This is a genomic window from Comamonas sediminis (assembly GCF_041107495.1).
Lineage (GTDB): Bacteria > Pseudomonadota > Gammaproteobacteria > Burkholderiales > Burkholderiaceae_C > Comamonas > Comamonas sediminis.
In genome coordinates this window covers 916,483-938,120 of sequence record NZ_JBGBDC010000001.1, presented here as the reverse complement: position 1 = coordinate 938,120, position 21,638 = coordinate 916,483, and the positions used below count along the sequence as shown (strand labels likewise).

24 protein-coding genes are annotated in these 21,638 nt (G+C 63.6%); 17 read left to right on the top strand and 7 right to left on the bottom strand.

The features are described from left to right. The 8 genes from AB7A72_RS04175 to AB7A72_RS04140 form a co-directional block, all read left to right on the top strand. The coding region (locus AB7A72_RS04175) for an electron transfer flavoprotein subunit alpha/FixB family protein (protein WP_369459085.1) at nt 1-251 on the top strand (251 nt) is incomplete at its 5' end. 432 nt (nt 252-683) lie between these two features. Then, complete coding sequence (locus AB7A72_RS04170) at nt 684-1,613, top strand: branched-chain amino acid ABC transporter permease (RefSeq protein WP_021027913.1); 930 nt, start codon at nt 684-686, stop codon at nt 1,611-1,613. A gap of 12 nt (nt 1,614-1,625) precedes the next feature. Next, complete coding sequence (locus AB7A72_RS04165) at nt 1,626-2,702, top strand: ABC transporter permease subunit (protein ID WP_239810912.1); 1,077 nt, start codon at nt 1,626-1,628, stop codon at nt 2,700-2,702. Nucleotides 2,703-2,717: 15 nt separating this feature from the next. Further along, entirely contained in the window at nt 2,718-3,497 is a 780-nt protein-coding gene (locus tag AB7A72_RS04160) for an ABC transporter ATP-binding protein (RefSeq protein WP_021027915.1), read from the top strand. A 2-nt stretch (nt 3,498-3,499) separates the two neighbouring features. Further along, the gene (locus tag AB7A72_RS04155) at nt 3,500-4,231 is read left to right on the top strand and encodes an ABC transporter ATP-binding protein (protein ID WP_021027916.1); all 732 of its coding nucleotides are present in this window, start codon (nt 3,500-3,502) and stop codon (nt 4,229-4,231) included. 439 nt (nt 4,232-4,670) lie between these two features. Next, nucleotides 4,671-5,318 (top strand): DUF47 domain-containing protein, encoded by a 648-nt coding sequence (locus AB7A72_RS04150; RefSeq protein ID WP_369459084.1) that lies wholly within the window; start codon nt 4,671-4,673, stop codon nt 5,316-5,318. Nucleotides 5,319-5,349: 31 nt separating this feature from the next. Further along, nucleotides 5,350-6,360, top strand: coding sequence for an inorganic phosphate transporter (locus AB7A72_RS04145; protein WP_239810915.1), 1,011 nt, complete (start codon nt 5,350-5,352; stop codon nt 6,358-6,360). Nucleotides 6,361-6,431: 71 nt separating this feature from the next. Then, the gene (locus AB7A72_RS04140) at nt 6,432-7,361 is read left to right on the top strand and encodes an alpha/beta hydrolase (RefSeq protein WP_369459083.1); all 930 of its coding nucleotides are present in this window, start codon (nt 6,432-6,434) and stop codon (nt 7,359-7,361) included. 22 nt (nt 7,362-7,383) lie between these two features. On the opposite strand, the gene AB7A72_RS04135 is transcribed toward AB7A72_RS04140, so the two are convergent. Then, nucleotides 7,384-7,863: a TM2 domain-containing protein gene (locus AB7A72_RS04135; protein ID WP_369459082.1), complete on the bottom strand. Its 480-nt coding sequence runs from the start codon at nt 7,861-7,863 to the stop codon at nt 7,384-7,386. 17 nt (nt 7,864-7,880) lie between these two features. Further along, a complete protein-coding gene (locus AB7A72_RS04130; protein ID WP_369459081.1) occupies nt 7,881-8,408 on the bottom strand; it encodes a GNAT family N-acetyltransferase in 528 nt (175 codons plus the stop codon). Nucleotides 8,409-8,515: 107 nt separating this feature from the next. On the opposite strand from AB7A72_RS04130, the gene rpsP reads away from it, so the two are divergent. From rpsP to AB7A72_RS04100, 6 genes are all read left to right on the top strand, one after another. Continuing rightward, a complete protein-coding gene (rpsP, locus tag AB7A72_RS04125; protein WP_116927508.1) occupies nt 8,516-8,767 on the top strand; it encodes a 30S ribosomal protein S16 in 252 nt (83 codons plus the stop codon). 103 nt (nt 8,768-8,870) lie between these two features. Beyond that, nucleotides 8,871-9,443: a ribosome maturation factor RimM gene (gene rimM / locus AB7A72_RS04120; RefSeq protein ID WP_239810920.1), complete on the top strand. Its 573-nt coding sequence runs from the start codon at nt 8,871-8,873 to the stop codon at nt 9,441-9,443. A gap of 39 nt (nt 9,444-9,482) precedes the next feature. Then, entirely contained in the window at nt 9,483-10,259 is a 777-nt protein-coding gene (gene trmD, locus AB7A72_RS04115) for a tRNA (guanosine(37)-N1)-methyltransferase TrmD (protein ID WP_369459080.1), read from the top strand. Between the two features lie 133 nt (nt 10,260-10,392). Further along, entirely contained in the window at nt 10,393-10,776 is a 384-nt protein-coding gene (gene rplS / locus AB7A72_RS04110) for a 50S ribosomal protein L19 (RefSeq protein ID WP_027011119.1), read from the top strand. 90 nt (nt 10,777-10,866) lie between these two features. Continuing rightward, nucleotides 10,867-11,610, top strand: a complete 744-nt coding sequence (locus AB7A72_RS04105) for a CoA pyrophosphatase (RefSeq protein WP_239810922.1) — start codon at nt 10,867-10,869, stop codon at nt 11,608-11,610. A gap of 47 nt (nt 11,611-11,657) precedes the next feature. Beyond that, nucleotides 11,658-12,635, top strand: a complete 978-nt coding sequence (locus AB7A72_RS04100; protein WP_369459079.1) for a CobD/CbiB family protein — start codon at nt 11,658-11,660, stop codon at nt 12,633-12,635. Nucleotides 12,636-12,768: 133 nt separating this feature from the next. Here the strand turns inward: AB7A72_RS04100 and AB7A72_RS04095 are convergent, their stop codons facing one another. Next, nucleotides 12,769-13,935, bottom strand: a complete 1,167-nt coding sequence (locus AB7A72_RS04095) for an MFS transporter (protein ID WP_369459078.1) — start codon at nt 13,933-13,935, stop codon at nt 12,769-12,771. 169 nt (nt 13,936-14,104) lie between these two features. Here AB7A72_RS04095 and AB7A72_RS04090 point away from each other — a divergent pair, with 169 nt between their 5' ends. Beyond that, nucleotides 14,105-15,070: a LysR family transcriptional regulator gene (locus AB7A72_RS04090; RefSeq protein WP_369459077.1), complete on the top strand. Its 966-nt coding sequence runs from the start codon at nt 14,105-14,107 to the stop codon at nt 15,068-15,070. A 17-nt stretch (nt 15,071-15,087) separates the two neighbouring features. Here the strand turns inward: AB7A72_RS04090 and rsgA are convergent, their stop codons facing one another. From rsgA to AB7A72_RS04075, 3 genes are read right to left on the bottom strand one after another with little or no spacing between them, the layout of a single operon-like run. Further along, nucleotides 15,088-16,071: a ribosome small subunit-dependent GTPase A gene (rsgA, locus tag AB7A72_RS04085; RefSeq protein WP_369459075.1), complete on the bottom strand. Its 984-nt coding sequence runs from the start codon at nt 16,069-16,071 to the stop codon at nt 15,088-15,090. Nucleotides 16,072-16,076: 5 nt separating this feature from the next. Then, entirely contained in the window at nt 16,077-16,421 is a 345-nt protein-coding gene (locus AB7A72_RS04080) for a 4a-hydroxytetrahydrobiopterin dehydratase (RefSeq protein ID WP_239810927.1), read from the bottom strand. Beyond that, on the bottom strand, nt 16,414-17,727 hold the full coding sequence (locus tag AB7A72_RS04075; protein WP_369459111.1) for a M48 family metallopeptidase: 1,314 nt from the start codon (nt 17,725-17,727) through the stop codon (nt 16,414-16,416). Before AB7A72_RS04075 ends, AB7A72_RS04080 begins: the two co-directional genes overlap by 8 nt. A 36-nt stretch (nt 17,728-17,763) precedes the next feature. Between AB7A72_RS04075 and orn the strand changes: the two genes are divergently transcribed. Beyond that, complete coding sequence (gene orn / locus AB7A72_RS04070) at nt 17,764-18,375, top strand: oligoribonuclease (RefSeq protein ID WP_369459074.1); 612 nt, start codon at nt 17,764-17,766, stop codon at nt 18,373-18,375. On the opposite strand, the gene AB7A72_RS04065 is transcribed toward orn, so the two are convergent. Further along, a complete protein-coding gene (locus tag AB7A72_RS04065) occupies nt 18,368-19,123 on the bottom strand; it encodes a hypothetical protein (protein ID WP_369459073.1) in 756 nt (251 codons plus the stop codon). The two genes, orn and AB7A72_RS04065, sit on opposite strands and share 8 nt — an antisense overlap. A gap of 388 nt (nt 19,124-19,511) precedes the next feature. Here AB7A72_RS04065 and AB7A72_RS04060 point away from each other — a divergent pair, with 388 nt between their 5' ends. After that, nucleotides 19,512-21,560 carry a DEAD/DEAH box helicase gene (locus tag AB7A72_RS04060; protein WP_369459072.1) on the top strand — a complete coding sequence of 683 codons (2,049 nt, stop codon included), beginning with the start codon at nt 19,512-19,514 and terminating at the stop codon, nt 21,558-21,560. Nucleotides 21,561-21,638: the final 78 nt, after the last annotated feature.

Below are 21,638 nucleotides of genomic sequence, written 5' to 3'. Positions count from 1 at the left end.
GCCGCGCTGCGGTGGATGCGGGCTACGCGCCCAACGACCTGCAAGTGGGCCAGACCGGCAAGATCGTCGCGCCCCAGCTGTACGTGGCAGCGGGCATCTCCGGCGCCATCCAGCATTTGGCGGGCATGAAGGACTCCAAGGTGATCGTGGCGATCAACAAGGACGAAGAAGCGCCGATCTTCAGCGTGGCCGACTACGGCCTGGTGGCTGACCTGTTCGACGCCGTGCCCGAGATGGCCAGCAAGCTGTAAGCGCTGACCCACCCTTGCTAAAAACGCGGCCCAGGCCGCGTTTTTTTATGCCTGCCCGAAGCGGCGGTTATTTGGTTGTTTATGCAACCGAATCCGGTATAGGTGTTTGCACCAGTGTCCCCGCGCTGAGACGGGCGAGTTTTGATTATTGAGCTTGCTGCATTAATTATTAAAAACGCATGGCCATTCGTTGAATCGATACCTAGTAAATTCCCTAGGTGTCGACGACGGCCTCCCCCGTATTCATGCGATTTGCGCATAGGTCCCTAGGGAAAGCGCTAGAGCGATAGTCGCCAAAAAACCGAAGGGGCGTCTATAAAATTGTTTCGATCCGCATAAAACTGTTATCGCGGTTAGAGGCGGCTGCATCTCGGGACACCCCTGTTTCATGCAGTTTTCGCTGTAGTGGTTCCAAGCTGAAGGGTTGGTTGTATGGATATTTTGCTGCAGCAGATCATCAATGGTCTGGTATTGGGCAGCATGTACGCTTTGATAGCCTTGGGCTACACCATGGTGTACGGCATTATTCAATTGATTAACTTCGCGCACGGCGAAGTGCTGATGATCGGGGTGCTGACCAGCTGGAGCATCATCGGCGTGATGCAGGAGGCCATGCCGGGAACGCCGGGCTGGGTCATCTTGCTGATCGCGACGCTGATTGCCTGTGTGGTGGCGGCGGTGCTCAATTTCACGATCGAGAAGCTGGCCTACCGGCCGCTGCGCAACAGCCCGCGCCTGGCGCCGTTGATCACCGCGATCGGCATGTCGATCTTGCTGCAGACCCTGGCCATGATCATCTGGAAGCCCAACTACAAGCCGTACCCGACCCTGCTGCCGATGGAGCCCTTTGACCTGGCCGGCGCGGTGATCACGCCGACGCAGATCCTGGTGCTGGGCGTGACGGCCGTGGTGCTGGCGGTACTGATGTACCTGGTGAACTACACCCGCCTGGGCCGCGCAATGCGGGCGACGGCGGAGAACCCCCGCGTGGCGGCGCTGATGGGCATCAAGCCCGACATGGTGATCTCGGCCACCTTTGTCATCGGTGCGGTGCTGGCGGCCATTGCCGGCGTGCTCTGGGCGTCGAACTACGGCACGGCGCAGCACACGATGGGTTTCCTGCCCGGCCTCAAGGCCTTTATCGCTGCGGTGTTTGGCGGCATCGGCAACCTGGCGGGCGCCGTGGTGGGCGCGATGATCCTGGGCCTGGTGGAAGCCATCGGCGCGGGCTACATCGGCCAGCTCACCGGCGGTGTGCTGGGCAGCCAGTATGTCGACATTTTCTCGTTCATCGTGCTGATCATCGTGCTGACTCTGCGCCCCTCGGGCCTGCTGGGTGAGCGGGTGGCCGATCGGGCTTAAGGGGAACACCGCATGAAGAACAACAAAGCACAATGGATTGTCGGCGCGATTGCGCTGCTGGTACTGCCGCTGATCCTGCAGTCCTTCGGAAACGCCTGGGTGCGCATTGCCGATCTGGCGCTGCTCTACGTGATGCTGGCGCTGGGCCTGAACATCGTCGTGGGCTTTGCCGGCCTGCTGGACCTGGGCTATGTGGCCTTCTACGCCGTGGGTGCCTACATGCTGGGGCTGATGGCGTCGCCGCACCTGGCCGAGACCTTTGAAGGCTTCAAGGCCATGTTCCCCAATGGCCTGCACACGTCCATCTGGCTGGTGATACCGCTGGCCGCGTTGCTGGCGGCGGTCGCGGGGATGATTCTGGGCTTCCCGGTACTCAAGCTGCGGGGGGACTACCTGGCCATCGTGACCCTGGGTTTTGGCGAGATCATCCGCATCTTCATGCTGAACCTGGACCAGCCCGTCAACATCACCAACGGACCCAAGGGTCTGGGCCAGATCGATTCGATCAAGATCCTCGGCTTTGACTTTGCCAAGCCGCTGGAGATCGGCAGCTACACGGTCTCCTCGGTCACCTTGTACTACTACCTGTTCCTGCTGCTGGTCGTGGCCAGCGTGGTGATCTGCTACCGCCTGCAGGATTCGCGCATTGGCCGCGCCTGGATGGCCATCCGTGAGGACGAGATTGCCGCCAAGGCGATGGGCATCAACACCCGCAATCTGAAGCTGATGGCCTTTGGCATGGGCGCGACGTTTGGTGGTGTGTCCGGCGCGATGTTTGCGGGCTTTCAGGGCTTTGTCTCGCCCGAATCGTTCAGCCTGATGGAGTCGATCATGATCGTCGCCATGGTGGTGCTGGGTGGCCTGGGCCACATCCCCGGCGTCATTCTGGGTGCCGTGCTGCTGTCGGCGCTGCCCGAGGTACTGCGCTATGTGGCCGGCCCGCTGCAGCAGATGACCGACGGCCGCCTGGATGCGTCCATCCTGCGCCAGCTGCTGATTGCCGTGGCGATGATCGTGGTGATGCTGCTGCGCCCACGCGGCCTGTGGCCCGCACCCGAGCATGGCAAGAGCGCGATCCAGAAAGACTGAGCAGGAGAGACGAGCATGACGAACACACAAGCTCCTGCACTGAAGGTGGCAGGTATTTCCAAACGCTTTGGCGGTTTGCAGGCCCTCTCGGATGTGGGTCTGACCATCGAGCGCGGCCAGGTCTATGGCCTGATCGGCCCCAATGGCGCCGGCAAGACCACGTTCTTCAATGTGATCACCGGGCTGTACACGCCCGACAGCGGCAGCTTCGAGCTGGCCGGCAAGCCCTACGAGCCCAAGGCCGTGCACCTGGTGGCCAAGGCCGGTATTGCGCGGACGTTCCAGAACATTCGTCTGTTTTCCGACATGACGGCGCTGGAGAACGTGATGGTAGGCCGCCATGTGCGCAGCCATTCGGGTCTGCTGGGCGCGATCTTCCGCACGCCGGGCTTCAAGGCCGAGGAGCGCGCCATTGCCGAGCGCGCCCGCGAGCTGCTGGCCTATGTGGGCATTGAGCGCTATGCCGATTACAAGGCGCGCACCTTGTCCTATGGCGACCAGCGCCGCCTGGAGATTGCCCGCGCGCTGGCCACCGACCCGCAGCTGATTGCGCTCGATGAACCCGCCGCCGGCATGAATGCGACCGAGAAGGTGCAGCTGCGCGAGCTGATCGACCGCATCCGCAAGGACAACCGCACCATCTTGCTGATCGAGCACGATGTGAAGCTGGTGATGGGCCTGTGCGACCGGGTGACGGTGCTCGACTACGGCAAGCGGCTGGCCGAGGGCTCGCCCGCCGAGGTGCAGAAAGACGAAAAAGTGATTGAGGCCTATCTGGGCACCGGAGGACACTGAGCATGGTTGACAAGACATCCAACCCCGTACTGCTGAAGGTACGCGGGCTGAAAGTGGCCTATGGGGGCATTCAGGCAGTCAAGGGCGTCGATTTCGAGGTGCATGAGGGCGAGCTGGTGTCCCTGATCGGCTCCAACGGCGCGGGCAAGACGACGACGATGAAGGCGGTGACGGCCACACAGGCCATCAATGACGGGCAGATCGAGTTTCTGGGCGAGAACCTCAAGGGCCGGGGTGCCTGGGACCTGGTCGCCAAAGGCCTGGTGATGGTGCCCGAAGGGCGAGGCGTCTTCACGCGCCAGACCATCACCGACAACCTGATGCTGGGCGCCTATCTGCGCAAGGACAAGGCCGGCATTCAGGCCGACATCGAGAAGATGTTCAACATCTTCCCGCGTCTGCGCGAGCGCAAGGACCAGCTGGCCGGCACCATGTCCGGCGGTGAGCAGCAGATGCTGGCGATGGCGCGCGCGCTGATGGCGCAGCCCAAGCTGCTGCTGCTCGATGAGCCGTCGATGGGGCTGTCGCCGATCATGGTGGACAAGATCTTCGAGGTGGTGCGCGATGTCTATGCGATGGGCGTGACCATCGTGCTGGTCGAGCAGAACGCCAGCCGTGCGCTGGCCATTGCCGACCGGGGCTATGTGATGGAGTCGGGCATCATCACGATGACCGGCCCGGGCCAGCAGCTGCTGGCCGACCCCAAGGTGCGCGCCGCCTACCTGGGCGAATAGCCGCCGGGCCGATCCGCGCTCCCCACAGCACTGCATGCCAGTGCTTTTTTATTGGGGATACGCATCCAGCCGGCAGCCCCAGGCCGTGCGCAAGCACCGGGCGGCAAGGGCGGGGAGGCGCGCTTTGGACGGCAGCGCCAGCGCGCCTGGTTCGCTCTGGAGAAGGTACAAAGGGCAGGGCGCGGGCAGCGCTGTTTGAGGCACGGCGGCCTCAAGTGCGACAAAGAAATGACAATTGCATTTAAAATTGGTGAATTTTGCAGTGCAGCAATGCGCCGTGAATGACAGATTTTGCGCACGGCCAACCGCTGACACCGCTGACAATTCAAGGGGTTGCAGGGTCGTGACGGGGCCCGGGGGCCGGGCTGGCAAGCCAGTGTCCGGCCGGGAGTGCGCAGGTTCTTTTCCTTTTTTGCATTGAAACCGAATAGGTGCACCCATGCTCTTTGGCAAACTCTTGCCGCGCGAAGGCAATTTCTTCGAACTGTTCAACCAGCACGCTGACCGCATCGTAGAAGCGGCCCACGCGTTTTCCCAACTGGTCGCCAATTACAACGACCCCCACCTGCGCGAAAAATACAACCAGGACGTGGACAACGCCGAGCGCGCTGCCGACCGCGTCACCCATGAGGTCAACCGCACCTTGCACAAGACCTTCATCACCCCCATCGACCGCGAGCAGATCCACTCGCTGATCAATACGATGGACGATGTTGCCGACCTGATCCAGGACTCGGCCGAGACGATGGCGCTCTACGATGTGCGCCATATGACCGAAGAAATCTCCCGCCTGACGGACCTGAGCGTCAAGTGCTGCGAGCGCGTGCGTGATGCCGTCAAGATGCTCGACCGCATTGCCGATCCGGCCACCACCGAAGCGGCCATCAAGACCTGCGAAGAGATTGACCGCCTCGAGAGCGACGCCGACCGCGTGATGCGCTCGGCGATGAGCAAGCTGTTCCGCGAAGAGCCCGATGTGCGCGAGGTGATCAAGCTCAAGGCCATCTATGAGCTGCTCGAGACCATCACCGACAAGTGCGAGGATGTGGCCAACCACATCGAAGGCATCATCCTGGAAAACTCCTGATCCGTTGCAGCAAGCAGGAGACTGAACTTCCATGGAACCGATGCAAACAGCCCTGTGGGTGATTGTCGTGCTGGTGGCGCTGGCCATCTTGTTCGACTTCATGAACGGGTTTCATGACGCGGCCAACTCGATTGCGACCGTTGTCTCTACCGGCGTGCTCAAACCCACCCAGGCGGTGGTGTTTGCGGCATTTTTCAACTTTGTGGCGATCTTTGTCTTCCACCTGAGCGTGGCGGCCACCATCGGCAAGGGCATTGTTCACCCGGGCATTGTCGACACCCATGTGATCTTTGGCGCGCTGGTGGGCGCGATCGCCTGGAACCTGATCACCTGGTACTACGGCATTCCGTCCAGCTCCTCGCATGCGCTGATCGGGGGCATCGTGGGCGCGGTGATTGCAAAGGCGGGCTCCGGTGCGCTGGTGGCCAGCGGTATCTGGAAGACCGTGGCCTTCATCTTCGTGTCGCCGGTGCTGGGTTTCCTGCTGGGCTCGGTGATGATGGTGATCGTGGCCTGGCTGTTCCGCCGCACCACGCCGGGCCGGGTCGACAAGTGGTTCCGCCGCTTGCAACTCGTCTCTGCCGGTGCCTACAGCCTGGGGCACGGCGGCAACGATGCGCAAAAGACCATCGGCATCATCTGGCTGCTGCTGCTGTCCACGGGCTATGCCTCGCCCAACGATGCCGACCCACCGTTGTGGGCCATCGTCTCGTGCTATGCGGCCATTGGCCTGGGCACGATGTTCGGCGGCTGGCGCATCGTCAAGACCATGGGCCAGAAGATCACCAAGCTCAAGCCCGTGGGCGGCTTCTGTGCCGAAACCGGTGGCGCGATGACCTTGTTCATTGCCACGGCACTGGGCATTCCGGTCTCGACCACGCACACCATCACCGGTGCCATCGTCGGTGTCGGCTCCACCCAGCGCATGAGCGCGGTGCGCTGGGGGGTGGCGGGCAACATCGTCTGGGCCTGGGTGCTGACCATTCCGGCCAGCGCCTTTGTGGCAGCGTTTGCTTACTGGGTAAGTTTGCAAATCTATTGATGGCGGATGGTTGATAGCCAAAACGCGGCTGGCGGATATGATCTGCCAGCCGTTTTACTTTGGACATCACCATGGCCATGCGCGATTTGCCTTTGACTCCGTTATTTTTCCCGCTGCATCCCCTGGGCTGGGTGGCTGCCGCCATGGCCTTGCTGTGCTTGGGGGGCGTTGCGGTGGCCTGGTTGCTGGCAGGGTGGCTGGCTCAGCCACACCGCCAGCACATCGGTGCAGCGCCCCCGGAGCTAGGCGCAGTAGCGGTGGAGATCGCATCTGCAGATGGTGCGGTACGGGGCTGGTATGCCCCCGGTGAGCCCGGCCGGGGCGCCGTGCTGCTGCTGCACGGCATACGATCCGACCGCCGTGCGATGCTGCCACGGGCGCTGGCCCTGCAGCGCATGGGCCATGGCGTATTGCTGATGGATTTGCCCGCGCATGGCGAGAGCGACGGCGGCATGCTGTCGTTCGGCCCCCGTGAGGGTCTGGGGGTTGCCCAGGCACTGACCTGGCTGCAGGAGCAGCTGCCGGCGGAAAAAGTAGCGGTGATCGGCGTATCCTTGGGTGGTGCGAGTCTATTGATGGCCGAGCTGCCGCAATCACCCGATGCCGTGGTGCTGGAAGGCGTGTTTCCCACCCTGCGGGCGGCAGTGGACAACCGGGTGCGCGCTGTGCTGGGCCCCTTGGCGCCATTGGCGCGGATCGCCACGCCTTTGTTGCTGTGGCAGATGCCGCTGCGCCTGGGCCTGGAGCCGAATAAGCTGCGGCCCATTGACCACCTGGCGAGCTGGACCCTGCCAGTGATGGTGCTCGGCGGCACGGAAGACCGCTACACCCCGCCTGCCGAGACCCGGCAGATGGCAGAGGCTGCAAACCAGGCCAGGCGATCGCCGCAGCCGCTATGGCTGGTGCCGGGCGCAGCCCATGTGGACTTGCACCAGTTCGCGCCGCAGGCCTATGAGGAACAGGTGTTTGGCTTCTTGCAGGCGCATCTGCACACGCGCTGAGGGCCTGGCGCCGCCCATTCCCTTACTGCGAAATCTTGCGCGCTTCCTCGATCTGGTACTGGAAGAAATGCTCAAAGCTGTAGGCCAGGCTGGCCATCAGGATCGTGGTTCCGATCAGCAGCGACGCCACAATGCCGAAGATCGTCAGCCAGCGGGTGCGGCCGGGCAGTGCGTCTTCGGGCAGCCCGGGGTTGTGGCGCGCGTTCCACTTCTCGGGCGCCATCAGCCCATAGACGATGGCCACCAGCGCGCAGGCCGCAATGGTGAAGCCCAGCAGCGGCACCAGCAGCCAGCTGACCTGGTCGTCAATGCCATGGCTGGCAATGCGCTCCATGCCATACAGGCCCAGCGCCGTGGGAATGGGCAGCATCCAGCCGATCATGTCACCCAGGCCATACAGGTAGAAGCGGTGCAGGCCCAGCGGCCCCCCCAGAAAGGCCAGCCAGGTGGCCAAGGTCTTGCTCTTGCTGCGCGGCATCGCGTGGGTGAGGGGGTGGCTCATAAGGCGGGTAGGGTGGGTTAGGTGGCGGGGGCGCTGTGGTCTCCGTCGCCCAGGGTTTTTTCCATCATCACGATATCCAACCAGCGGCCAAATTTCCAGCCCACCGAGCGCATCACGCCCACCTGGGTAAAACCGGCTGCGCGGTGCACGCCGACCGAGCCGAGGTTGTTGGAGTCACCGATCACGGCGATGAGCTTGCGCACACCGGCAGCCTCGCAGTGCGCGATCAAGGCATTCATCAGCAGGCGCCCCAGGCCCCGGCCATGTTGGCCATCCGCCACATAGATCGAGTCCTCGGCCGAGAAGCGGTAGGCTGGCCGCGCCTTGAACCAGTTCGCATAGGCATAGCCGAGGATCTGACCATCGGCATCCTCGGCCACCAGGTAGGGGAGCTGGCGCGACAATACCTCGTCTCGGCGCCGGGTCATTTCCTCTTCGCTGGGGGCTTCGGTCTCGAAGCTGCCTGTGCCATGCAGCACATGGTGGGCATAAATGCGGGTGATGGCGGGAAGGTCCTGGGGGGCGCTGGCACGAACACTTGGCATGATTGAAAGAAGTTTGTATAATTTGCGGCTTTACTGCGTGTCGCTGGCCGGGTGGCTAGTTGCGTGTCTCAAACGTGGTAAGAAAACTAACCACCCGAAGGATTATTATGGTCGTAATTCGACTCTCCCGCGGCGGCTCCAAGGCCCGTCCGTTCTACAACATCGTCGTTGCTGACAAGCGCGTGCGCCGTGACGGCTCGTTCATCGAGCGCGTGGGTTTCTACAACCCACTGGCCAAGGAAGGCGTTGAAGGCCTGCGCGTTGCTCTGGACCGCGTGGCTTACTGGAAGAGCGTTGGTGCTCAGGCTTCCACCACCGTGGACCGTCTGGTCAAGCAAGCTGCTGCCAAGGCTGCTTAATTTGCCTCTCTCGTCACGGGTGGTGCTCCGGTACCATTCGTGCATGCGGGCCGCTGCTGCGATGAGCACTGCGGCCCGTTTTTTATTGCCCTGTTGAACTGCCATGCCCGCTACCGAGTTGTTGTTAAGCCCTGCCACCTTGCCCGATGACGCCATTGAAGTGGCGCGCATCGCCGATGCCTGGGGCGTCAAGGGCTGGTTCAAGGTGATTGCCCTCAGCCCCGACCCGCAGGCGCTGCTCAAGTCCAAGCTGTGGTTCATCCAGCCCCCAGAGAAGGGCGCGCGCCACTTCCAGGGTGTGGCCCAGCTGGAGATGCGCCAGGCGCGGTTCCATGGCGATGGCATGGTGGGCTGGGCCCAGGGCGTGGACGACCGCGACCAGGCGGAAAAACTCAAGGGTGCGCGGGTGTTCATCTCGCGCGCCGATTTCCCCAAGACCGAAGACGGCGAGTACTACTGGGTGGACCTGCTCGGTCTGGCCGTGGTCAACCGCGAAGGTATTGCACTGGGGACCGTCAGCGACCTGATGGCCTCCGGCCCGCAGACCGTGCTGGTGCTGAACTACGAAGAAGACGGCAAGACGCAGGAGCGCCTGATCCCGTTTGTCGACGCCTTTGTCGACGAGGTCTCGCTGCCCAACAAGCGCATCACGGTCGACTGGCAGCCGGACTACTGATCGTGCCGGGCACACTGGCCGCCAGCGGGGAGAATTTCTATGCGCTTTGACATCATCACCTTGTTCCCCGAGCTGTTCAGCCCCTTTGTCGAGGTGGGCGTGACGCGCCGTGCCTACAGCAGCGGCCAGGTGGCAGTGCAGTGCTGGAACCCGCGCGACTACGCCCCGGGCAACTACCGCCGCGTCGATGACCGCCCCTTTGGTGGCGGCCCCGGCATGGTGATGATGGCCCAGCCGCTGGCCGATTGCCTGGCCGCCATCCGCGCTGCGCGTGCCGAGGCCGAGCCTGCGCCGCTGGTGCTGTTCTCGCCGATTGGCGAGCGCATGGACCATGCCCAGGTGCAGCGCTGGTCCGATTCGCAGGGCGCCATTTTGCTGTGCGGCCGCTATGAAGGCGTGGACCAGCGCTTTATCGATCGCCATGTCGATAGGCAGTTGAGCCTGGGCGATTTTGTGCTCTCCGGTGGCGAGATCGCTGCGATGGCCCTGCTCGATGCGGTAGCCCGCCTGCAGCCGGGCGTGCTGCATGACGAGGGCAGCCACCAGTTCGACAGCTTCAACCCGGCGCTCGATGGCCTGTTGGATTGCCCCCACTACACCCGCCCGGAGGTCTGGGAAGGTGAGCCGGTGCCTGCGGCGCTGCTGTCGGGCCACCATGCCAATATCGAGCGCTGGCGCCGTGAGCAAAGCCTGCGCAACACGGCCATGCACCGCCCTGAACTGCTGGACCAGGCGCGCAGCCGCAAGCAGCTCAGCCGCAAGGATGAGCAGCTGCTGGCCAGTGCCGATTTGGTGAATTTGGCAAAACCGCTATAATTGCAGGTTTTACGATCCTCTACACGGCCGCTTTTTTCAATGGTGAGAGAAGCAACACGCCGCAACTGCCCCGTACACCGTGCTGGGCGCGGCTGCCAAATTCATGGCGCGCGTATGATCGTTGGATGAAACCATGAACCTGATCCAGATTCTCGAGCAAGAAGAAATTGCTCGCCTGAACAAGACCATTCCTGAATTTGCCCCTGGCGACACCGTGATCGTGAGCGTGAACGTTGTTGAAGGTACGCGCAAGCGCGTGCAGGCTTACGAAGGCGTGGTGATTGCCAAGCGCAATCGCGGTCTGAACAGCGGCTTCACCGTGCGCAAGATCTCCAGCGGCGAAGGCGTGGAACGTACGTTCCAAACCTACAGCCCCATGATCGCCGGTATCGAAGTCAAGCGCCGCGGCGATGTGCGCCGTGCCAAGCTGTACTACCTGCGTGAGCGCAGCGGCAAGTCGGCTCGTATCAAGGAAAAGCTGCCAGCACGCAAGGCAGCACCTGTGGCAGCTGCGTAATAATGCTGCGACAGAGCCCAGTGCTGAAAGCCGCTACAGTGCAAGCTGTGGCGGCTTTTTTACATGGGCCGCTGCTTGCTGCCTCCGTCTATGTCCCACCTATCCTCTCCCTCGCCTTCGTCATCCCCCGCCGCCGCTACCCGGGTTTCGTCCGTGCTGGACCCGCGCCGCGCGCCGGTGGTGCAGATCGATTCGGCCCTGCCGGCGGTCGCTCCGCGCATGTTGCTGGCAGATTCGCTGCGCCAGGCTTTTGCCGCCCATCCCCATGGTGGGGAGCCGGAGATCTTCCGCGAGCGCAGCTGGACGGACCGCCCCCCCGCCAAGGCCGCCGTGCTGGTGGCGCTGGTGCAGCGCCAGGAGATGCATGTGCTGCTGACCCAGCGCAGCGCCAGCCTGAGCAACCATTCGGGGCAGATTGCGTTTCCGGGCGGCCGCCAGGACCCTGAGGACCGCGATATCAACGACACCGCGCTGCGCGAAGCCTGGGAAGAGGTGGGGCTGGCGCGTGAGCGCGTCGAAATCATTGGCCGCCTGCCCGAGTACGCCACCGGCTCGGGCTTTGAGGTGACGCCCATCGTCGGGCTCGTGCAGCCACCGTTTCACCTGCAGGCCAACCCGGGCGAGGTGGATGAGGTGTTTGAGGTGCCACTGTCCTTCTTGATGAACCCTGCGCACCACCGCTGGCAGCAATTGGACACGCCGGAGTTCAGCCGCCGCTGGCTGTCGATGCCCTATGACGACCCTGCGTCGGGCCACCAGCGCTTCATCTGGGGGGCTACGGCCAGCATGCTGCGCAATTTGTACCGGTTTTTGGCGTTTCCACCCGCGTTGTAGTTTGTAACGGCTTGTGTGATACATCACAGCCGGTATGATCACTGTCCATGAGTTTTTTCGCCACGCTGATGGCCCTGCTGCTGGAGCAGGCCAAGTCCCTGTCTCGTGACAACCCGGTCTATGCTGGCGTGCGGGCCTGGGTGCAATGGCTCAGCCGCAACCTCGATGCAGGCGAACAGCGCCATGGCTGGCTGGCCTGGAGCGTCGCGGTGCTGCTGCCCACGGCCCTGGCCATGGGCATGCACTGGCTGCTGGTCGCACTGGTGGGCTGGCCGCTGGCGATGGCCTGGCATGTGCTGGTGCTGTATGTGACCCTGGGCTTTCGCCAGTTCAGCCACCATTTCACCCGTATCCGCCATGCGCTGGAATCCGGCGACGAAGCGCAGGCCCGCCAGTACCTGGCCGATTGGCAGCAGGTCAACGCCGATGATCTGCCACGGCGCGAGATCGTCCGCCATGTCATCGAATACTCGGTACTGGCCGCGCACCGCCATGTGTTTGGCGTGCTGGCCTGCTACTCCATCGGCTCGGCGCTGGGCCTGGGGCCTGCCGGCGCGGTGTTTTTCCGCATGGCTGAATATGCGTCGCGCTTTGCGCGCAAGTTGCCCGAGCCGGCCGCCCTGGTGCAAGGCGCTTTCGAGACGGTCGCCGCCAAGGCCTGGACGGTGGTGGACTGGCTGCCCTCCCGGCTGACCGCGCTGAGCTTTGCCGTGGTGGGCAATTTCGAAGAGGCGATCGACGGCTGGCGCTTTCAGACCCAGCATTTCCCCAATGACAACGACGGTGTGATTCTGGCCGCCACCGCCGGCGCCATCGACGTTCGCCTGGGCGGCGTGGCCTTGCGTGCCCGCAGTGTCGATATCGATGCCGCAGCGCCGCTGCAGATCCAGGGCGATGGCGCCACCACCCCGGGCCGTGACCCGGAAGTGGCCCACCTGCGCAGTGTGGTGGGCCTGGTGTGGCGCTCCGTCGTGGTCTGGATGTTGCTGCTCGCGCTGCTCACCCTGGCGCGCCTGTTGGGCTGAGCCGCTAACACAACCCTTGATACGTCGTTGCCTGGCCGGCCGCGCCAAGCCTTGTCGTACTACTGTACTGCCTGCGGCTTGGCGTCTAGTCTCAACCGCAAACCTGCGGTTTGCTGGGCCGTGTTAACGGCTACTAGGCAGTCTGCAGCGCAGCGCTTGGGCTGCGGCGCTGGCCCATCGCCACCAGCACCAGGCCGACGGCCGACAGCGCTGCAGCCCCCCAGATGATCGACAGCAGGCCTGCGCCGGCAATCAGGCTGCCGCCTACCCAGGCACCCAGCGCATTGCCCAGGTTGAAGGCGGCAATGTTCAGGCTGGAGGCCAAGGTGGCGCCCTGGCTGCCCACACCTTGCATCACCCGCATCTGCATGGGGGCCACGGTGGCGAACGCGACAACGCCCAGCACCGTCACATAGGCCATGGCCACGCCTGCCGAGATGCCAAAGGCCCAGCGGCCTGTCAGCAGCACGGCCACCAGGGCGCCCAGGGTGATCCACAGCGCGCGCACCACGCCCCGGTCGGCCAGCTTGCCGCCGGCAATATTGCCTACGGCCGAGCCGGCGCCAAACAGCAGCAGGCTCACGGCCACACCGGTGTTGCCCATCTGGGTGATCTGCGACAGCAGCGGCTCCACATAGGTGTAGAGCGCAAACACGCCACCAAAGCCGAAGACCGTCATGCCCAGGCCCAGCCACAACGGCGTGCTCGCCAGAATGGACAGCTCATCGCGCAGTGCAGCAGGCGCAGCTTGCTGGAGCTTGCTGGGCACAAAGGCGGCCAGAATACCCAGGGCTACGACACCGACACCCGCTACGGCTGCAAAGGCCATGCGCCAGCCAAAATGCTGGCCGATCCAGGTGCCGGCCGGCACGCCCAGCAAGGTAGCCAGGGTCAGGCCCGAGAACATCAGCGCAATGGCCGAGGCCTGCTTGTCCTTGGCCACGAGGCCGGTGGCGACGACGGCACCGACGCCAAAGAAGGTGCCATGGGTGAGCGAGGTCAGCATGCGCGCGCCCATCAGCCAGCCGTAGCTGGGGGCCATCGCTGCGGCGATGTTGCCGGCGATGAAGATCAGCATCAGGCCCAGCAGCAGCCATTTGCGCGGCCAGCTGCGGGTGGCCAGGGTGAGCACGGGTGCGCCAATGGCCACACCAAACGCATAGCCGGAGATCAGGGTGCCGGCCGTCGGGATGCTGATGCCCAGGTCCTGGCTGACCTGGGTGAGCAGGCCCATGATGATGAATTCAGTGGTGCCAATGCCAAAGGCACCGGCGGCGAGCGCCAGCAATGAGACAGGCATGAGAGGTTTCCTTGTGTGATGCGATGGCCGGTGGCCTCGTTGAGGAGATGGATTGTGAAGCGCCGCCGCATTCTTGTGTAGCCGGAACAGCGGAAAGGTATTTGTTCCCAAATGGAATAAATGGGTGCAGAATTTGCGGTCACCATCGGCCACCATGACGCTTTTGACCATGCGCAACCCTGCCTCTGCCGCCAGCCCGACTTTCGAAACCAACCGCTCCGGTGAGCTGGAGGTGTTTGTGCAAGTGGCCGAGCACGGCAGCTTCTCGGCTGCGGCCCGCCACCTGGGCGTGTCGCCGTCGGCCACCAGCAAGATCGTTGCCCGCATGGAGGCGCGGCTGGGCGCGCAGCTGCTGCTGCGCAGCACCCGCCGCGTGCAGCTGACGCCGGAAGGCCGCCAGCTCTACGAGCGCGGCCAGCGCGTGCTCGCTGACCTGCAGGAGGCCGAAGCGGCTGCATCGCTGCGCAGCACGCCCAAGGGGGTCGTGCGCATCAATTCCAGTTCATCGACCGGGCAGGCCATCCTGGTGCCGCTGATGGCCCGGCTGATGCAGCAGTACCCCGGCCTGGTGCTGGACCTGAGCTTTACCGACGAGGTGGTCGACCTGATGGAGGCGCGGGCCGATATCGCGATCCGCTGGGGCAAGCTGCCGGCCTCGGACATGGTGGCGCGGCTGCTGGGCCATACCCGCCAGGTGATGGTGGCGGCACCGGCCTATCTGGATGCGCATGGCGTGCCCACGCACCCCAATGCGCTGGGCGGCCATGTGCGCATTGGCTGGAACTACCAGCGCACGGTGCCGCACTGGCCGTTCCGGGTGGCGGGGCAGGATGTGGAGGTGCCGATTGGCGAACTGCTGCGCGTCAACGATGGCGATGTGATGCGCAACCTGGCGGTCGAAGGCGTGGGCCTGGCGCGGCTGTCGCTGTTCCATGCCTGGCACGATATTGCTGCAGGCCGGCTGCAGGTGGTGCTGGAGGCCTTCAACACCGGGGTGCTGGAGCCCATCCATGCGGTCTACCTGGGCAAGCCCGAACGCCTGCCGTCGCGCACGCGAGCGGTGCTTGATTTTCTGAAAGCCCATGTCGACCTGGCCCATGCCGAGACCCTGCCCAAGCAGTGGTGCCGGGGCTGAAGTCTGGATAAACAGCTTCAGTAGGCGCTCAGGTTGAGCTCGTCAAACAGCTCGCTGTAGATGCGGTAGCGGTTTTCGCTGATCGGCAGTTCGGCATGGCCGTTTTGTACCGCGTTGATCACGCCGCAGCCGGGCTCGTGCAGATGGGTGCAGTTGTAGAACTTGCATTCCTTGGCATGGGCGCCGATGTCGGGCATGCAGGCGGCCAGCTGCGTGGGCGCGATGTGGTACAGGCCAAACTCCTGGAAGCCGGGTGAGTCGATCAGCGCCGTCTTGCGCGCCTCGTCCACCCAGTACAAGGTGGTGCTGGTGGTCGTGTGCTTGCCGGTGTTCAGCGCCTGCGAGATCTCGTTGGTCGCGACATTCGCATCCGGTATCAGCAGGTTGATCAAGGTGCTCTTGCCGACGCCCGAGGGGCCGAGCACCAAGGTGGTCTTGCCTTCGAGCAGGCCATAGATGGCGTCGCGGTCTTCCTCATCGGCGCCTTCCAGTGCGAACGGCAGCACCGTGTAGTGCGGCGGGTCCTCGGCCTGGTCGCGCATGGAGCGGTAGGGCTCCAGCCGTTCCCAGGCGCGCAAGAAGGGCTCGCCCAGGTCCATCTTGTTGAGCGCAATGATCGGCGTGATATGCGCCGCTTCGGCCGCGATCAGCGCCCGTGCCAGCTGCACCTCGCTGAAGACCGGCTCGGCCGCGATCAGGATCAGCAGCTGGTCCAGGTTGGCCGCAAAGGTCTTGGTGCGGATGTCGTCCTGGCGGTAGAACACATTGCGCCGCTCCAGCACTTTCTCGATCGTGCCCTCATCGCCCTGGCCCGGCGGCGGGGCCAGCCAGCGCACCTGGTCGCCGACAACGGCCTGGCTTTTTTTGCCCCGGGGGTGGCAGATGCGGCGCACGCCGTCAGGCGTCTCCACCACGCAGTGGCGGCCATAGCTGGCAACGACCAGGCCGGTCTGGGTACCACTGTGGCTGGGGGCGCTGGCGCGTCTTGCAGGTTTTGCCATGTCTCTCAGGCCAGCTGCAGCAGGGCTTCGATGCGGCGCGCGCATTCAAAGTCGGTGACCGACAGCCCATGCACATCATGGGTGTTGAAGCGCACCACGCAGCGGTTGTAGTGCACCGACAGGTCCGGGTGGTGGTCCTGCGTATGGGCCACCAAGGCCACGCCGTTCACAAAGGCCATGGTCTCGTAGTAGTTGGCAAAGCGGAAGGTCTTCTCGATGGCCACATCGGCGCCATCACCGCTCAGCACCCAACCGGTCAGTTGGCTCAGCTGTGTCACTACCTCGGATGCGGACAGCGCGCGGCGGCTCTGGGTGGACCAGTCTTGTTTGGGCAGATGGGTTTCAGTCATGGGCCAATTGTTGCATGTGGCGGATACGCTCTACGGCAGGCGGGTGCGAATAGTAATAGCGCACATAGACCGGATCGGGCGTCAACGTGGAGGCATTGTCCTCGTAGAGCTTGAGCAGGGCGGACTGCAGATCGGCCGCGCGCGTCTGCTGGACAGCATAGGCATCGGCCTCGAATTCATGTTTGCGCGAGGACTGCGCCAGCAGCGGTGAGACAAAGCTGCTGAATACCGGAATCACCAGCATGAACAGCAGCAAGGCCAGCGCATCGTTGGGGCTGGAGCCGGGCAGGCCCGGGATGTTCAGGTTGGGCGTGACGCCCAGGCCGGTATAGAACCAGCCCTGCTGCGACAGCCAGCCCAGCAGCGCAAAGCCCAGCAAGGTCAGGCCAAACAGGCCCAGCATGCGCTTGATGATGTGCTTGTGCTTGAAGTGTCCCAGCTCATGGGCCAGCACGGCTTCGACCTCGCCGCCATTGAGCTTTTGCAGCAAGGTGTCGAAGAACACGACGCGCTTGCTGGCGCCAAAGCCGGTGAAGTAGGCATTGGCATGGGCGCTGCGGCGGCTGCCATCCATCACAAACAGGCCCTTGGCCGCAAAGCCGCAGCGCTGCATCAAGGCCTGCACCCGGGCCTTGAGGCTCTCGTCTTCGAGCGGCTGGAACTTGTTGAACAGCGGTGCGATGAAAGCCGGGTAGATGACCATCAGCAGCAGGTTGAAGCCCACCCAGAAGGCCCAGGCCCAGAGCCACCACCACTGGCCGGCCGATCCCATCAGCCACAGAATGACGGCCAGGATGGGCAGGCCCACCAATGCGCCCATGGCCGTGCCCTTGAGCAGATCGGCCAGCCACAGGCCGGGCGTCATCTTGTTGAAGCCAAAGCGCTGCTCCAGCACAAAGGTCTGGTAGTAGCTGGCCGGCAGATCGATGAGGCCGCTGATCAGCGCAAACGCGGCGATCAGGGCCAGCTGCTGCCACATGCCGCCGCCCAGTGCGTCCAGCAGGCTGGCGTTGAGCAGATCCAGGCCGCCCAGCAAGGTCCAACCCAGCAATGTGGCGGTGCCTATCGCCAGGACCAGCAGCCCAAAGCGCGTTTTGGCGATGGTGTAATCGGCCGCCTTGTGGTGCGCCGCCAGGCTGATGCGGTCGGCAAAGAGGGCGGGGACGGCGTCGCGGTGCGCTGCGACATGGCGCATCTGGCGGCTGGCCAGCCAGAGTTTGGTCAGCACACTGGCAGCCAGTGCGATCGCGAATATCAGGGTGAGCAGCAGCGATGGAGTCACAAGTGGGGGTGTTGGTGGGGGAATACCGGACAGTGTAGGGCATAGGCGACAATCGCCCCCATGCAAAACAAGAACACCCTGGATACACAGGCCGACCCCGTGCCTGAGCTGGCCAAGTCCGATCTGAACCTGGTCTGGCTGGACTGCGAAATGACCGGTTTGAACCCGCTGGAGCACCGTGTGATCGAGATCGCGCTGGTGGTCACCAATGCCGACCTGAGCGTGCGTGTTGAAGGCCCGGTGATTGCGATCCACCAAAGTGATGAGGAACTGGCCAAGATGGATGCCTGGAACCGGGGCACCCATGGCCGCAGCGGACTGACCGAGCGGGTCAAGGCCTCGGCGATTGACGAGGCCGCTGCGCAGGCCGAGGTGCTGCGCTTCATGAAGCGCTACGTGCCCAAGGCCAAGGTGCCCATGTGCGGCAACAGCATTGGCCAGGACCGCCGTTTTCTGGCGCGCTACATGCCCGATCTGGAGGCTTATTTCCACTACCGCAATGTCGATGTGAGCACGCTCAAGGAGCTGGCACGCCGCTGGCGTCCCGAGCTGGTCACCGGCTTCAAGAAGGCGCAAAAGCACACTGCGCTGGCCGATGTGCATGAGTCGATTGACGAGATGCGGTACTACCGCCAGCATTTTCTGCAGCTGGCGCCCGCAGCAGCTACCTGAGGTCGAAACGGTTGACCTGGCTGGTTTCGGTCACCAGGGTATCGGTTTTTCCGGCCTGGTGGGTAACGGCGCTTTCTTGGAGGGTGAGCCCACGGTAGGGGCCTGCCGCTGCCACCCAGGTCGTGGTCCGCGTCTCCCGGCTCGCACCGGGTTGGCCTTCCTGGCTGGCTGCCACGGTGCTGACGAAGCGGCATGCCTCCACGGTTCCAAGAGCGGTCGTGATGGTTTCCCGGCCTGCGTAGGTTCGCGTCTCGGCCAGCGTGGTCACGGTCTTTGTTTCTCCGCCTGCGTTCGAGAAGCTATCCGTTTGCACGATGGTTTGTGAGGTGGTCTGGCCGGGCTCCATCGCGATGACCGACTGGCGCGGCGGGGCCAGGCTTTGCCGGCTGGTGGAGCCGATATTGAATGCGTTGTAGCCGTGGTACAGCAGCGCTCCCCCTTCGATGCTGTAGTGCAGGCTGGTGCGCCCGCTGTTGGGTGCGGGATTGATATAAATGTTGTTGATGCCGTTTTCCTCCGTCTGGCTGGTGACCCAGTGGTAGACAAGGGAGGTCAAAGCCGGCGCATCATTCAAACGGCTGCTCTGGCTGACATAGATTTGCGTGTCCTTGCGGTAAAAACCCGCATTGAAGCAGTCGCTGGAATTCTTGGCTTCTTCTGAACTGTCTCCGCCACCGCCACAAGCGGCCAACAGGGCCGCACTGAGCAGGCCGGTCATCGCGATGAAAGTTCGTGGATGGCGGGTCATGCGGTCTCCTTGTAGGGGTGTATCCCGAAACATCGTAGAGGCCATGGAACGCTGGTCAATCACAATGGCTTGGTTTGTTGCGTTTTCCCCAAGGTCTGGGCTTGGGTGTCCAGCAGCGCTGTTGTTGCACAGATGTCCTACGCTTGATGCGGGAAAACCCGAAACGTGCGATAATTTGCGCTTCCCCGCCAAAACTGGCGGTTGATACGTACATCTCCCTTCATTCTCTGGGCGTCCAGGCCATGCGATTCGCAGCATGGCCGATTTGAACAAGCCCGCGGCAATCTGTATGGCCGTTACCGTTTGATGGTTGATGTTTTTAAACCATGAACGGTACGGAACTGCGCCGCGAAACGCGCAGCGGCCGGCCTATTGCTATTGTTCAAAAATGACGCAAGACCTCCATCTGCAGGGCGAAACCGCGCCTGCGCAAAACACTGTTGACGCTACCCAAGAGGTCGTCAATACCACGCCCCTGTCCGCTGAAGCCATCGGCGCTTCGCAAGAAGGCAACACCAAGCTGGTGGCTGAGACCGAAGCCGAAGCGCTGCCTGAAGAGCCGAACGGCTTTGTCGAGCTGGGCCTGGCACCCGAGCTGGTGCAGGCCGTCAAGGACCTGGGCTACACCCAGCCTACCGCTGTGCAACGGCGCGCCATTCCTTTGGCGATGATTGACGAAGGCAACGACAACCAGCATTTCACCGATCTGATGGTGTCGAGCCAGACGGGCTCCGGCAAGACCGCTGCCTTCCTGCTGCCCGTGCTGCACACGCTGATCCAGCAGCAAGGCCAGGCCGAAGCCGCCGAGCGCGCTGAACACGAACGCCTGGTGGCAGAAGCCCTGGCCCGTGGCGAGCAAGCGCCCAAGCGCGCCAAGCGCAAGAACCCGCTGAGCCCCCGCAACTTCAAGGCTGCCCAACCTGGCGCGCTGGTGCTCTGCCCCACCCGCGAGCTGGCCCAGCAAGTGGCCCACGACGCGATTGAGCTGGTGCGCCACTGCCGTGGTCTGCGCGTGGCCAACATCGTGGGCGGCATGCCTTACCAGCTGCAAATCGCCAAGCTGCAAAACGCCGACCTGGTCGTGGCAACGCCTGGCCGTCTGCTGGACCTGCAGCGCTCGATGCAGATCAAGCTCGACAAGGTGCAGTTCCTGGTGGTTGACGAAGCCGACCGCATGCTGGATCTGGGCTTCTCGGACGACCTGGCCGAAGTCAACCAGCTGACCGCACAGCGCAAGCAGACCATGATGTTCAGCGCGACCTTCGCGCCCCGCATCCAGCAGTTGGCCATGCGCGTGATGCATGACAACGGCGCTGGCGTGCAGAAGATCACCATCGATTCGCCCCAGGAAAAGCATGCCAACATCAAGCAGGTGCTGTTCTGGGCCGACAACTCCCAGCACAAGCGCAAGCTGCTGGACCACTGGCTGCGTGATGCCTCGATCAACCAGGCCATCGTGTTTGCATCCACCCAGGTGGAATGTGACGGCCTGGCCAACGACCTGCAGCAAGAAGGCTTCTCCGCTGTGGCATTGCACGGCGCGCTGAGCCAAGGTCTGCGCAACCGCCGCCTGATGGCGCTGCGCAATGGCCAGGTGCAGATCCTGGTGGCAACCGATGTGGCTGCCCGTGGTATCGACGTGCCCACGATCACCCACGTGTTCAACTACGGTCTGCCGATGAAGGCCGAAGACTACACCCACCGCATTGGCCGTACCGGCCGTGCTGGCCGCTCGGGCCTGGCGATCACCTTCGCCGAGTTCCGTGACCGCCGCCGTGTGTTCGATATCGAGGCTTACACCAAGCAGCAGTTCAAGCCGGAAGTGATTCCAGGCATGGAGCCGCAGCAACGCTTCCCTGCACGCAGCGAAGGCGCGCGTGGCGCAGGCCGTGGTGGTGACCGTGGCCGTCCAGGTGCAGGCCGTGGTGGCGAGCGCCGTGGCGGTGGCGGCTTTGGTGCAGACCGTGGTGGTTTCGGTGCCCGCCGTGACGGCGAAGGCTATGGCCGCAAGCCAGGCTTTGGCGAGAACGCTGGTTTTGGTGGTGCTCCACGCGGTGGCGACAGCCGTCCGCGTTTCGAGCAGCGCGATGACCGCGCACCACGCTTTGAGCAGCGCCCTGACCGTGGCGGCGACCGCTTCCAGGACCGTGGCCCGGACCGTTTCCAGGATCGCGGCGCTGATCGCTTCCAGGACCGCGCACCCCGCCCCGAAGGCCGCAGCTTCGACCGCGCGTCTGAGCGCCGTGGCGACCGCTTTGGCGGCGACAACCGTGGCGCTGACAGCCGTGGCCCACGCAGCGCAGGCCCCCGCCATGCCGGTGGTGGTGACTTCGCCCAGCGCCGCCCAGGTGGTGAAAGCCGCTTTGGTGGTGAGCGTGGTGGCCGTCCCTACAGCCCCGCCGGTGGTGACCGCAAGCGCACCGAGCGCAGCCGTTAAACAGCGCATCGCGCAATGACAAAGAGCTTCCCGAGGGAAGCTCTTTTTTTGTGCCTGCCGCGCAAGGCGGCTGGTGGA